The 13407-nt window shown below is 39.3% G+C and carries 13 protein-coding genes and 2 pseudogenes; 4 read left to right on the top strand and 11 right to left on the bottom strand.

Annotated features, from left to right (window positions below; all coding sequences use genetic code 11):
* Nucleotides 1-17: 17 nt before the first annotated feature.
* The 7 genes from FD725_RS03500 to FD725_RS03530 form a co-directional block, all read right to left on the bottom strand.
* Complete coding sequence (locus FD725_RS03500; protein WP_179046839.1) at nucleotides 18-620, bottom strand: Uma2 family endonuclease; 603 nt, start codon at nucleotides 618-620, stop codon at nucleotides 18-20.
* 15 nt (nucleotides 621-635) lie between these two features.
* Nucleotides 636-1580, bottom strand: coding sequence for a branched-chain amino acid ABC transporter permease (locus tag FD725_RS03505; protein ID WP_179046840.1), 945 nt, complete (start codon nucleotides 1578-1580; stop codon nucleotides 636-638).
* 93 nt (nucleotides 1581-1673) lie between these two features.
* Entirely contained in the window at nucleotides 1674-2930 is a 1257-nt protein-coding gene (locus tag FD725_RS03510; RefSeq protein WP_179046841.1) for an ABC transporter substrate-binding protein, read from the bottom strand.
* Nucleotides 2931-3749: 819 nt separating this feature from the next.
* Nucleotides 3750-4343 (bottom strand): Crp/Fnr family transcriptional regulator, encoded by a 594-nt coding sequence (locus tag FD725_RS03515; RefSeq protein ID WP_179046842.1) that lies wholly within the window; start codon nucleotides 4341-4343, stop codon nucleotides 3750-3752.
* A gap of 1025 nt (nucleotides 4344-5368) precedes the next feature.
* The gene (locus tag FD725_RS03520; RefSeq protein ID WP_179046843.1) at nucleotides 5369-6058 is read right to left on the bottom strand and encodes an SDR family NAD(P)-dependent oxidoreductase; all 690 of its coding nucleotides are present in this window, start codon (nucleotides 6056-6058) and stop codon (nucleotides 5369-5371) included.
* A gap of 65 nt (nucleotides 6059-6123) precedes the next feature.
* A complete protein-coding gene (locus tag FD725_RS03525; RefSeq protein ID WP_179046844.1) occupies nucleotides 6124-6924 on the bottom strand; it encodes a class I SAM-dependent methyltransferase in 801 nt (266 codons plus the stop codon).
* Nucleotides 6925-7188: 264 nt separating this feature from the next.
* The gene (locus tag FD725_RS03530) at nucleotides 7189-7917 is read right to left on the bottom strand and encodes a DUF6683 family protein (protein ID WP_179046845.1); all 729 of its coding nucleotides are present in this window, start codon (nucleotides 7915-7917) and stop codon (nucleotides 7189-7191) included.
* Between the two features lie 459 nt (nucleotides 7918-8376).
* On the opposite strand from FD725_RS03530, the gene FD725_RS33060 reads away from it, so the two are divergent.
* Both FD725_RS33060 and FD725_RS33065 read left to right on the top strand, forming a co-directional pair.
* The gene (locus FD725_RS33060; RefSeq protein WP_372726720.1) at nucleotides 8377-8451 is read left to right on the top strand and encodes a hypothetical protein; all 75 of its coding nucleotides are present in this window, start codon (nucleotides 8377-8379) and stop codon (nucleotides 8449-8451) included.
* Nucleotides 8452-8638: 187 nt separating this feature from the next.
* A pseudogene (locus FD725_RS33065) lies at nucleotides 8639-8877 on the top strand (hypothetical protein); the annotation flags it as partial.
* 118 nt (nucleotides 8878-8995) lie between these two features.
* Here the strand turns inward: FD725_RS33065 and FD725_RS03545 are convergent.
* The gene (locus tag FD725_RS03545; RefSeq protein WP_179046846.1) at nucleotides 8996-9844 is read right to left on the bottom strand and encodes a class I SAM-dependent methyltransferase; all 849 of its coding nucleotides are present in this window, start codon (nucleotides 9842-9844) and stop codon (nucleotides 8996-8998) included.
* Nucleotides 9845-9876: 32 nt separating this feature from the next.
* On the opposite strand from FD725_RS03545, the pseudogene FD725_RS33070 reads away from it, so the two are divergent.
* Nucleotides 9877-10113 (top strand): annotated as a pseudogene (locus tag FD725_RS33070) (hypothetical protein); the annotation flags it as partial.
* Nucleotides 10114-10221: 108 nt separating this feature from the next.
* Here the strand turns inward: FD725_RS33070 and FD725_RS03550 are convergent.
* Entirely contained in the window at nucleotides 10222-10752 is a 531-nt protein-coding gene (locus FD725_RS03550) for an orange carotenoid protein N-terminal domain-containing protein (protein ID WP_179046847.1), read from the bottom strand.
* 339 nt (nucleotides 10753-11091) lie between these two features.
* Here FD725_RS03550 and FD725_RS03555 point away from each other — a divergent pair, with 339 nt between their 5' ends.
* Complete coding sequence (locus FD725_RS03555; RefSeq protein ID WP_179046848.1) at nucleotides 11092-11466, top strand: hypothetical protein; 375 nt, start codon at nucleotides 11092-11094, stop codon at nucleotides 11464-11466.
* A gap of 66 nt (nucleotides 11467-11532) precedes the next feature.
* On the opposite strand, the gene FD725_RS03560 is transcribed toward FD725_RS03555, so the two are convergent.
* Complete coding sequence (locus FD725_RS03560; protein WP_179046849.1) at nucleotides 11533-12168, bottom strand: HAD-IA family hydrolase; 636 nt, start codon at nucleotides 12166-12168, stop codon at nucleotides 11533-11535.
* On the bottom strand, nucleotides 12143-13117 hold the full coding sequence (queG, locus tag FD725_RS03565) for a tRNA epoxyqueuosine(34) reductase QueG (protein WP_179046850.1): 975 nt from the start codon (nucleotides 13115-13117) through the stop codon (nucleotides 12143-12145). Before queG ends, FD725_RS03560 begins: the two co-directional genes overlap by 26 nt.
* Nucleotides 13118-13407 lie beyond the last annotated feature (290 nt).

Genomic DNA, 13407 nt, shown 5'->3' on the forward strand with positions numbered 1-13407 from the left:
AATTGTTTGATTAAATTTTAAGCTGTTAATATTTGCTCTGCTGTTAGCATTAATTCAGGAAAAGTTGACGATATGATTTGCTCAGAACCTTTAAAAGATGTGCGTTCATATTTACCATTTACATTTAATGAAAACACAAAGACAGTCGGCTCCTTTGGTGTTCCTAAATATTTTCTGTCACCAATTGCTAAATAGTCAACAATCCAATATTCGGGAATACCTAATCTTGCGTATTCATCTAACTTGTCAATGTAATCATCTTCCCAATTAGTTGATGTCACTTCTACTGCTAATTGAATCGGTTGAGCAAGTGCAGCATAAGCAGCACGATCTGACCGCCATACATCCCTATCTATCACACTAATATCAGGTTTGCGGCCTTGTTCTTTGTTTTCAGGAGCTATAGTTTTTAAAACTACTTTATTTTTAACGACATAATTTAAATTTAGTCGCCTAAGTTCATTGTTGAAAGCAAATAGAATAAAATCAGCGACATCATCATGATTTCTGGTAGAACACACTTCTACTACTTCTCCATTCACAAGTTCATAAAAACCTTCCTCTGGACATTGATCAAGAAACTGAGCAAAAGTTAATCTTTGTTTTGTAACTGTTGTCATATATAGTTCACTGTTTCAAACTTTTTGGATAAACCGACGACCCAGCAAACCTTGGGGTCTAACTAATAGCATGACAAATAAAATGCCAAAAGCTACAGCGTCTTTATACCCAGAATATTCAGATGGAACCAGCGCCTCGACTACGCCAATTAATAAGCCTCCTAAGACTGCACCAGGAATGCTACCCAAGCCACCCAAAACAATCACGGCTAAACCCCGTAACCCAAAGCCAATACCAAAATAGGGGCCAGCAATACTCACACTAGAAGCAACCAAAGTTCCGGCTAGTCCAGCGAGAAAACTGCTGATAAAAAAGGTTAAGACAATAAAGCGATCGCTATTGATTCCGAGTAAACTGGCAGTGGTTGGATCTTCTGCGATCGCCTGCATGGCTTTACCATATTTAGTGCGATTAATAAAATAGGTGAGAATAGCCACAATCACCACTGACACCACAAAAATCAATACCTGCACACTCCGAATCGGAATTGGTTGTGCTACCGTGCCAAAATTAATTGCTGGCGGTAAATTGCCAAACGTATTAGCAGGAAAGGTATAACTTTCTGCACCGACCAAATATTGAATTAAGTTGACAATTACTACTGCTACCCCCAAGCTAGAAACCACAGTTAGCAAGGGATCAGAACCTTTACGTCGCAAAGGTTGGAAAGCAATACGTTCCATTGCTACTCCAACTAATCCTGCTAACGCACTACTAATAATCAAAGCGAAAGCAAATGGTAATTTTATCGGTAATGTAGCATTTGCTAACAACCCATTAAAACCAAAAGTACCACCCATAAGTGCATAAGTAAAATATGCCCCCAAGGTAAAAATTGCCCCATGAGCTAGGTTAATAATTCCTAAAATGGAATAAACCAAAGTATAACCCAAGGCAAAAATTGCATAAACGCTGCCAATCGATAACCCATTCAACAATTGTTGGAAAAATACGTTCATTTAATTTTTAGTCAATAGTCAATAGTCATTAGTCAATAGTCATTAGTCATTGGTCATTGGTTAGAAATCCCTCACTCAGCACTCAGTACTCCCTCATTTCAAAAACGCAAACTTCCCTTGGCTACCGTCTTTTTCCATTTTAATTTGAGCAACATAAAACTCTGGTTGTACTACTTCACCTGTGGGGGTAAAACTAATTTCTCCTAATGGTGTATTGTATTTACCAGCAAGTAATTGTTTATTCAATTCAGTACGTAAATCTGGTAACTGGATTTTATTAACTTTGCTTTTACTATCTAAAGTTTTGAGAGCTTCGACATAGACTTGTACGGCGGTAAAAGCTTGAGCGCTAAATTGGGGTGGTTCTTTTTTATATTGATCAATATAGGCTTGACGAAATGCGGTATTAACTTCACCTGGATGTTCTGGACTGTACGCTTGAGCTATTAAGACACCATCACACAAGGCTTTACAAACTGGGAAAATATTCGATGTATTCAGACCATTTCCACCAATAATTGCTCCTTTGTAACCTAATTCTCTTAATTGTCTCACTAAGTTACCCCCGTCTGCTGCCAGACCAGAAATAATTACTAAATCTGGTTGCAAATTAATCGCATTAGTAGCTTGAGATTGAAAGTCTGTATCAGTAGTTTGAAACTTTTGGACTGTGACTAATTCTAAACCTTGGTCTTTAACTGTTTTTTGAAAAATCTCCGTTTCTGATTTACTAAAAGCATCATTTTGAGCAAAGAAAACTGCAACTTTTTTAATATTAGGATTTTGCTTAAGAGCAGCTTTAACTGAGTTAGGAGCAACCACAGATACGGGTGCAGATACACGAGCTACATAATCACCTATCTCTGGGACACCTTTAGCTGTATTTGATGGCCCCACAACTGGTATTTTAGAGCGTTCAGCAATGGGATCTGCGCTAAAAGCTTGTTGAGACAATGTAGGCCCCACAATACCGACTACCTTATCTTTATTAATTAAAGTTTGAAAAGCATTAATTGCTCCGGCTTCATCACCAGCCGTGTCTTGAAATACTAGTTTTATGGTAGTGCCATTAACTCCACCTTTGTCATTAAAATATTTCTCGGCAATTTTCGCTCCAGCAACTTGTTCCTGTCCTAGTAGAGCGACATTACTTGTTTGAGCCACAGCAATACCAATAGGAATTTTACCTGATGTATCTGTTGTCGTAGCAACGTTTGCTGCCGTAGTACTAGTTGTATTGTCTGGTGAATTAGTCGGCGGATTTGTACTTGTATTACCATTTCCACAAGCTGTGACTAGTAAAGCACAGGTAGATAACAGTGTTGTAGTATATGCAAATTTTTTTTTCATAGGTAGTGATGAGAAAGCTAACAAAAATTGCTAAAAAAACACGTAGGATGAGTAATACTAGGAATGTCAATGTGAATGATAAAATTCTGATTTCTAGTAGTTCCTTCCTCTGTGCCTCTGAGGCTTTGTGGTTCAGTAAATTATTTTTTGACTACAAAAACACAGAGAATATAGGTTTACAAGAATTTTATTAAATCATTTTTCTTAACTAAAATACAGTTATTGGGAAAATTTACAAGATTCGTCTCCCGTGAATGCTTGCACTACTATTTATGAGCCTGCTTCACCCATCCCTTCATAGATTGACAACCCTATGTTCCCAGGGTTGCATATAAAATTCACAACTTGCTGAAAATTTACGTAAATTTACGTATTATCTTTTAGCTTTTTTTTGTAGAATTCTTCTGGAAACAACCAAAAAAATACATTAAATCGATAAATAAACCATATTATTAAATAGAGAAAGATTTATTTTGAATTGCCGAAAGCTATATTATCCAGATCATCATGCAAATCTGAATCAGGTACACAGCCACATTATCATGCCACAATTGTATCATTGGCAACCACTGATTTCTCGACTTGTTTCTCGTTATAGCCGCATCCTTAGCATCAGCAAATGATGGCAAGAAAAATTCTCCTGCTGGATTAGTGAGGATGGAGTAAGCAGACTTGCTAACTTAGACACCCTAAATATTCACATTGAGGGCAAAGCCATAGCAGATCCTGATTATAAGCCTCTAACTTCTAGCCTCTTGTACCCCACTAAAGTGAGAAATACGATAATGTAGAGGACGATGTTTGCATTACTCAATCTAGCTAAATCTCATAATACCAAATATCCTCTTCTTTCAAGACTATGCGATGTAGGGATAGCCTATCGATCAAACCTTCCTGTTCAAATTGTCCTAGAATGCGAGTAATTGTCACCCTTGTCGAACCTAGCATTTCCGCTAAGTCTTCGTGAGTTAACCGCATATCTATTAAACGTCCTTTCTCTACTTCTGAGCCAAACCTTTTAGATAACCATGCCAATAATTTAATCAACATTGTATCCACTTTCTTGTAGCTACGAATGACCATTAATTCTTCCGCCTGTTGAATATGCGCCAACAGCGTCTCTGTGGCACAATGCCATTCTTCAATAGGTAATGTTGTTGCTTCCACTTTCGTCAGACATTCCATCTGATATGGTTCTAATTTTGACAAAGACTTGCCTACAATATCTCCAGCACCCCATAGCCCTAAAGCGACTGTTGTGCCATTTTCTAAATAGCTAAAAGTCCTGACAAAACCAGCTTCAATCTTCCATAAACTATTTTGTTGTTCTGGAAGAAACGATCGCCGCGAGAAAATTTGCTTAGTATTCTTACTGGCTGGCTGAGAAATGCTTGAGTATAAAGACACCACCATATATAGTACGATTCCCCGATAAACTAACCGTAGTATATTTATATCAGTTTCTCACAACTTGTGAGTATTGTAGTTAACAATTTGTGGCTAGGATGAGTCTAAGCTTGGGTTTGAATCTCACTTCATCCCCATAGTGACGATATGTGTCAGCCTGGACTCGGTATCAGGGAAACTATGAAACCAGTGATAACTGGTAATCTTTGGCTAGATGTGTCTGTACCATTTGAGCTAGAGTAGAGAGCGATCGCAAATCATTAGACCTTTTCAAGCGATAGATAGGGATAGACTGAGCTACGCTAGTGCATTGGAGGAATTGGCTTCTACTGTGTGTCTGATACCATCGAGTTCTCTTTTCTCTAACCTCTAGCCCCTAACCTTTTATCTCTAGTTTCTAGCTTCTAGCCTCTGACTAATGGAAATCTCAAAATAATTGGTGACAATTTATACTATTTTAATTTTCTCTAGTCGTTATACTGATTTTTAGGTTCTACCTGGGAAATGTGAAGTGGCTTTGCCACTTCTTTTTATGAGTACTATAGCTTGGCACAAAAATAAAAAGCAATTTTATCAAACAGAATTCAGAAATCAGGAGTCAGAATTCAGCATGAATTGGAGTCCAACTGGGTAGCAAATATTGCTTTAAAATCGTACTACGTTCCGCTATGCGCTTTCGTCTCTGGTGGGCGAAAAAAGACATCGACCGAATTTAATTCTACGTTGCCCGAAATCCTTGTAGAGACGTTGCACTGCAACGTCTCTACATTCATTTTCGGAGATTTCTAAAAATTAAAATATTCTTCCTAATTAAAACCCTATTCCTGTCTTACAAAGGTCAGATGCCTGCGGCAAGCCGCAAAGCGTCTACGGCGGTTCGCCATAAGGCGTTCCCGCAGAGTAGCCGCCGCTCCGACTTTGCGCTTTATGGCTAGAGTATTCTGTATTCTGACTCCTTTTTATATTTTTCTGCTCAAATTAATTTGATACTTTCATCCCTGTCATACCAGTTTTACTTTTTGTTTTCTCAATCAAAATTTTTCTACCCAGGGGCGCAATTCAACTTCCCATGTCCAAGCACTACGGGGTTGGTAGAGAATGTTGAGATAAGTTTGCGCAATAGCATCTGGATCAAGTAAACTATCTGGTTGAGCTTCTGACTCAATACGGCTAGCAGAACGAATTGCACCATCAATCACAAAATGTGCCACATGGATATTTTGCGGAGCAAGTTCACGGGCTATACTCTGAGCTAAACCCCGCAATGCAAATTTACCCATTGCAAACGGAGCAGAATGGGGATAACCTTTAACACTAGCGGAAGCACCTGTAAAGAAAATCGCTCCTCCACCTATAGCCAACTGACGTTTTGCTGCTGCTTGTGCTACCAAAAAACCACCATAGGCAGTGATTTCTAAAGTTTTAGCAACATCAGCAGGATCAAGTTCAACTAGCGCACCTCGAACTCGCCAACTGGGATTATATACAACTACCGTTGGCACTCCTAGTTGTTGTTCGACATTTTGAAACAGTTGTTCCACTTCATCTGGTTGAGAAGCATCAGCCGCAAAATTGACTGCTCCAATCTCATCAGATAATACACTCAGCTTATCAATTTGACGTGCTGCTAAAGCAACAGAGAAACCTTCTTTTGCAAATAATCGCGCTAAAGATGCGCTAAGTCCGCTACCAGCCCCCACAATTAATGCAATGTTTGTCATATGTTTTACTTCTCTTCATTTTGGGAATCTTTTTAGGTTACACCATTTCCACAAAATACAAAGCATCAAATTGCTCTATAAGACCATATTTCAAACTTAGCTTCAGAGGAAATCATAGTTTTACCAGAGCCATAATAATCGAGACAAAACTCAGCAAATTCATTCATTACTTGCTCAAAAACTTCATCTGATACTTGCCAACATAAACCGTAGGCTCTTGCTTGGAAAAAACTCAGTAACTCCTCAACTGTATTACTAACCATCCATGCTTTAGCTACTAAGTAATTCGCTGCATAACCCTGGCTTTGCAAATATTCTTCTACATCTATCTCTGGAGTTTTTTTGTCAATCTGGGGTGGTTTTTGGTTAATGCTTACATACTTAGATAATACTTGACGGAAATATCCTTCAAATTCTTTTCGGGCTGGTGGGGTAATCCATTGACAATTGAGATAAAAACCTCCAGGCTTTAGCACACGATTAATATCATCTAAAAAATTTCGCCAATTGACAACAGTATGTAGCATATGAACAGTTAATACAACATCAAAACTGTTGTCTGCAAAAGGTAATTGTGAAGCATCAGCATTGATAAGTTGCAAGTTAGGAGGAACGACATCAAATTTGCGCCGAAACTGATCAAGCATTTCGGAAGAGATATCAATTCCTGTCACAAAATAACCGCGTCTGACAAGCGGCATCATATTTAGACCTGTGCCAATACCAGGTTCTAAAAAAGATGTTTTAGATGTAGCACTAGTCAAATTAATAATAAAATCAGCTACTTCTTCTGCAATTGACTCAGTTAACCAGCGTGTTTGGTCATATATTTGTGCAATGTTGTCGTAGTAGTTAGACTTTCTCATATATGGCACAAAACAAAAGTGATTACCGCCAAGGCTATCTTGGCAAGAGGAAAAACTGAGGATGTGAAAAAATATTTAACGGTCGCGCTCACCGGACGCTAGTAACTTCTTGGACTCAACGAAAAGACTCAAAATGGTCGGGTGTATGCGGATTGTTAGGCTTCTGTTTGAGAATAAGATAGGATTCTTCATGCTTTTTATGGACTTGGCGCTCTGTTAGGTTCTACGATCAAGACAACACCTTTCATCCCCCCTGATTCTAGACTACTGAATTTCTAAGCCATTTTTCTTGATGGAAATGCGATCTACACTCGTTTGCAGTAATGTTTCCAGATAGCCTTTACTCGCAGTCTTAAGCCGAATCGCAATTTGAGGATTGGGCGTTTGTTTGAGCGCTAGATTTAATCCACCTACATACATTCCCAGAATCGCCATTTGTTCATATAGTTCCCGCTTTTGCACTGCTGTAGCTGTTTGAAACTGAGGACTGGTTGAGATTGCAGTCCGCATCTGTTTTACAACGACTTCCACCTGAGAAGAGTTGAGCTGTGTTCCTTGATAGGTTTCATAATTCAGAATCACAAATGCCGCCATCGCTCCTGCTAAATCATTCGCTGGGATATTAAACTGCTCTTCTAATTTGGGGTATCTAGCCAATAGTTGACTAAATACCTTTTCAACAGTCTGACGCTGCGCTTCAGGAGCAGATTGAGCTAACTTCTTCGGCATCGTTGCGCCATTCGGTTGGGGTACTGTAATGGTGGAAGTTTGAGTCGCAGGCACTTTAGATGGAGAAACAGTCGTTGTTTCCCTACGAACTAGGCGGTTGCCTCGACGCGACTTAAGTGGGTCTACTAAACGATTCAAAAACTTCTGATGAAATAAGTTGGAGTAAAAATCACCGTTTCTGAGCAAAGCGCTATCAGAGAATGAATCAACTCCTTGCGCCAAAGTTGCTACAGGTATCGTAGAGATCGCTATCGCGATCCACATACTCCTCCAATGCTTTAACATCTATTCCTCCTCTAATCAACAGTTAATTGACAATAATATAGAGCAAGTTGCTAGAAATCAAAACTGCCATGTATCTGCATGAATCATAACTATATTATTATACGGAAAGTCTCCGTATAATCTTTTGTCAATCCTAATATATCGAGCATTACAACAAACTCCTGTCTGAACATAGGGAAAACTGCTTTTTACATCCCTATCTGGGTATTGTATAGAATTTTTCCATATAACCACCCTTCACGGGAGGATTATAGGGAATTTTTCCGTATATCCCTTGGTATTATCAAGAGTTTTTCCGTATAACATCCTTATTTAGAGCATTAAATGGAATTTTTCTGAATAACACATCCTATGGAGCAACGCCCTAAGAAACTGCTTGAACAGGTGTAATATGTTATCAGGCTTAAGCACTATTCTTATCAAACAGAGAAAATCTATATCTACTGGATTAGACGCTATATCCTTTTTCATAATAAGCGCCATCCTAAAGATATGGGAAGTAATGGAAATTGAAGAATTTTTAACACATCTTGCTGTCAATGAAAATGTGACTGCATCAACCCAAAACCCAACACTTCATGCTGTTAATTAAGTTCCTTTATGGCACAAGATTACACTGTTAGATATTAATAATACTATTTATAAACATGAACTAGCCGTCAATGAGATTGCTGATTAATTTACCCATTTCCTAACTTTCTGGTTGGTGATTCTGTTTGCAGAAGAACAAGTCTCATCTCAGCCAGAACGCTGCACTCGATTTATTGCTGGTGCGTTCGGCGCTTCGCGATCGCCCAACTGACAGATAATTATACTTGTCGCCAAAAGCTACTTCATGTAGAGAAAGTTACTCCTATGCGCCAGTGGTCTGCACGTCAAGCTTCCAGATTAAAGAAAAGTAATTACCGTCAAAGCTATATTGGCGAGAGAAGAAACTAAAGATATGAAAAAATATTTAACGACCCCAATCACCGGACACAGATACCCTCTGCAACGCACCGATCGCTTGACATTGTTCCGGTGCATTGGGATTGTTAGGCGGCGATCAACGACTACTTCAAGTTTCAGCCTTACGACCCAGTATATACAAAGTAGTGAGATCATCCCAGATTCCCTCCTCAGTTTGGAGAGATTCTAGTTCTGCATCAAATTCCGCTTTAGCTTGCGCCAACTGTGCTGATGAAAGTTGCGATAACCCATTGCCTAATATTTTGAGAGAGGTAGATGAAGGACGCACAACAACCCCCTCCCAAGTTGCTTTTACTTTCTCTAGGTTCGTATAGCTGCCGTGCTGCTCTATTCTGATTTCAACTGCCTCAAAACCAGCATTGATAAATAAATCTTGGCACTGCTCAACGGAACCAATCCGATTGCTAGCTTCTAGCGAAACGCCATATTTTGCAAACACTTTTCGTAAAATAACAGCCCCAACATAGGCTGTATCAGCAGGAGTATGAACACCGATTCGACCACCAGGCTTGAGAAATTGATACCACAGCCGTAAAGTCGCTTCTTTATCTTCCATCCAGGGAAATGTGTTTGCACACAAAATATGGTCAAAATGATTGGCTGGATAATCGAGAGCCTCAGCATCTGCAAGTTGGAACTCCACGTTACCGAGTCCTAATACGTTAACTTTGCTCTGTGCTTGCTCTAGCATCCCAGCAGAAATATCGATTCCAATCACCTGCCCCCGATCACCAACGATTTGAGCCGCCGCGATCGCAAGATGACCTGTTCCTGTTCCAATATCTAAAACTGTTTGCCCAGCAGTAACCTGTGAATATTCAAGTAGGCGACGACAAATTTGAACGTGCCAGTCGCTATTGTCATAGGTTTGACTTCTGCGATCGTAGGAATCCGCAACCCCTTGCTTGTAATCGTTTAATTCAAGTTGGTTCACCATCAGAACTTACTTAGGTTTGCTATATTGCATCTATGGTCAAAATACTCCTCGTCACTGTCGGTGGTTCTTTCCAACCCATCATCACCGCCATCAAAAGTTTACAGCCCGATCGTATCATTTTTATCGCCTCTGATGGTGAAAAAGGTAGCAAGTCGCAAGTTATCGGTGAGGGAACCCCTTGTGAAGTGCGTCGGGGTGCAGAAGTGCTGGAAAGATTACCCAATATTCCCACACAATTGGGACTGGGTGATCGCTTTCAAGGCCAGAGACAATTTAGTCAAGGTAGAGCGCGGAGAGATTACACAAAGAGTAGATACAAGTTTTCGCTCTTGATAGTTAGTAGAGACGTAAAGTTGCTACGTCTCTATATAGTGGAGTTAAAGACTGGGTGTTTTACCTGTTTGTGCTTGTGTGGCAATTGGTTTAACGTCACTATAACCCATTTGTCCGGCAAGCGATCGCAATACAGAAATTTGCCCTTCAAAAGCTAATCCTTCAATTTGTGCCAGTAGATTATTAATATTCTCTGTTGCTTTATAAGTATCAGGCATTCCTACCACTGTCTTGCCCATTGCTACAGCCCAAGCATACCAAACTAACAACTGATTATTTTCTTTCAACGCTCCATAAGCACGAGAATATTCTGTGTCTTGACGATTCACAATTTCCCGCATAATCCCTAATTGTTGTTCATCTGATAGTTGAAAAAAGTCTCCTAATAAAAGAGGTGCTAATTCTGGATCTGCGGCTGTGGGTGCGGCTGGAGTAATAGAATCACCCATTTTTTCATAAGTGAAATATAGCCAAGCTAATTTAGCATCTGTGTCTAATTTATTGAAAGCTTCGACTAACTTTTGCGTTTCATGACTCAGCGCTTGGGGAACATTTTTATCGTAACTAGCAGTCATTATTTTATCTCCAAGTATATTTTTTTAGGGTTTAATAATAATTATCAACACTTTATTATTCTTATCTACTTTCAGAAGAGATAGCTTTGTTTATTAAATTTAGGTATTTTTATCTATCTTTCAATAGAGGTGATAATCTTTCTCTGGTAGGCTCAATCACGGCTCATCACCCTGTTATTATCTAACAGAATTCAGGAGTCAGGAGTCAGAATTCAGCATGAATTGGAGTCTGATTGGCGGGTTTGAATCCCTCATGAGAATGATTCTGAATCGTGAATTTTGGCTTCTGAATTCTCTTGCAACATCGCAGTCATTGAAAAATAATTTAGGGTGATAGTTATGTCTGAACAAGTGAAACCTAATCCTATTGAAGCTCCTACCCATGATGCACAATTAGCTGCTGAGAACATGGTAAGCGGTGAAGAGAAAGCACCAAAGGTTGATTTTGAAGCCGATTATGCAGCTGCACAACAATTTAGTGTCAGTGAAATCGACCGTACTGGTGAAGGTGTAGCTGCGGCTGAAGCGGCTACTGCATCTCAACGACCAATCTCTCAACCTGAAGACACAAAAATAGAAGCTCAATCAACAGGAAATCCAGATGATTATGTAGAATTAGCAAAAGAAGTTGCAGCTTCTAAAACAGAGGCGGTAACTAATGTTAGTGATGATTTAGTTAAACAAGCTTTAGAAAAAGGGCAACCGAAAAGATAGTCATTGGTCATTGGTCATTAGTCATTGGTCAATTTTTTTTACTATTGACTATTGACTATTGACAATTTAGCAACTTTGGATTACTTGTAATAATTCACTTGGTTGATGGATTAAAAAGTCTGGATTTTGTTTGGCTAAAATTTCGGGCGCATTAAATCCCCAAGTGACAGCGATTACTTTTATGTTGGCTTTTTTTGAGGCTTCAATGTCTCTGGTTTCATCGCCAACATAAATCACTGTTTGGGGTTTGAATTGCTTTTGTCTGAGGACATTGTTAATTATGGTTGTTTTCCCAAAAATGGTTACGCCTGAGTAGATGAAGTCAAATAAACTATCTAACTCGTTAATTTGCAAAAAATCTGTCACATTATCTCTAGAGTTAGATGTGATAATTCCTAGTTTATAGCCATGATGTTGTAATTCTATCAACGCTTCTTTAATTCCAGGAATGGGTTTCAATTCCTGGATTTTATTTTTTAATTCTGATTTAACTTTTTTCACCAAAAAAGGTATTTTGAACAGCGAAACTCCTGAGTATTTGATGATTTCTCTAGAAGATAAATTTTTCAGAAGAGTTAGTTGTTCTGGGGTGATTTGCACGTAACCAAACTCTATGGCTAGGCGATTGGCAATACTTACAAGAGCATCTACCGTATCCGCAATCGTACCATCGAAATCAAAAATAATTACTTTCTGGGTCATTACTTCGCTTAGATGCGTCTAGATTAGCACGGGCATTTCGTCTCAACATTTCTGGCTTAATCCGCCGCAATGCAGATGCTGGAAATCTTTTATCCCACTCCTCATCCGAGATTTGCGCTAATTCTATCAGCTGAGGCGCAATATTTTCAGGATAGGGTTGAAAATCTCCCACATCTGTAGTCTGAGCAAAACGCTGATTCCAAGGACAAACATCTTGGCAAATATCGCAACCAGCTACCCAGCCTTGTAAATGAGATGCGATCGCTTCTGGTAGTTGCTTGGCTCGGTTCTCAATTGTATGATAGGCGATGCAGCGATTAGCATCGACGACAAATGGCTGGGTAATGGCTCCTGTGGGACAAGCTTCTAAACAACGAGTACAATTACCGCAGTGTTGTGTATGGGGGCGATCGCTTTCTAGTTGCAGATTTGTGACTACCTCTCCTAAGAATACCCAAGAGCCGTACTCTCTCGTAATCACGTTACCATTTTTTGCTATCCAACCAATGCCGGCTCGTTGCGCCCATACTTTATCTTGTACTGGCCCTGTATCTGCGTAGTAACGAGCTTGAATACTTTCATCTAATGATTGCAACCAAGTTGTTAAAGCTTTGAGCTTTTTATGTAACACTTTATGATAATCTCTGCCCCAGCCATAACGAGAGATTTTGGCGTATTCTTCCCCATCTGGACGTTGGTGAGGGGTGTAGTAGTTGAGTGCTACACAAATTAGCGATCGCACTTCTGGCATAACTAAACTAATATCTTGGCGCTTAGGGTTTGCCATCCATGCCATATCAGCCTGATAACCCAACTTGAGCCAAGTCGCTAATCTCTCTGTTTCTGCGTGATTTTCCTGATTGACAGCAGCAATCCCAACTTTGTGAAAACCTAACTCTTGAGCTTTCTCTTTTATCACACTGCTGTCAACTACGTCACAGTGGTTCATTTGTATCAGCAAATTTTGCCAAAATAGCGGCAGTCCCATTATACATAAGGTTATCTAATAGAATTCAGGAGTCAGGAGTCAGAATTCAGCATGAATTCTGTACGACACTTCAACAACAATACTGATATTTAATATTCTTACTTATGGTATTTGTAAAGTTAATTTGCATTTTTTGAATAAATAATACAATATGAGATTAAGAGGTTAATTCCCTCTGGCAATTCAAAATTTAAAATTACTCTCCTGCACTATCTACCAATATCTTTACCACCTCAATGTCTCAATTTTTT

The organism is Nostoc sp. TCL26-01 (assembly GCF_013393945.1).
Classification (GTDB): Bacteria; Cyanobacteriota; Cyanobacteriia; order Cyanobacteriales; family Nostocaceae; genus Trichormus.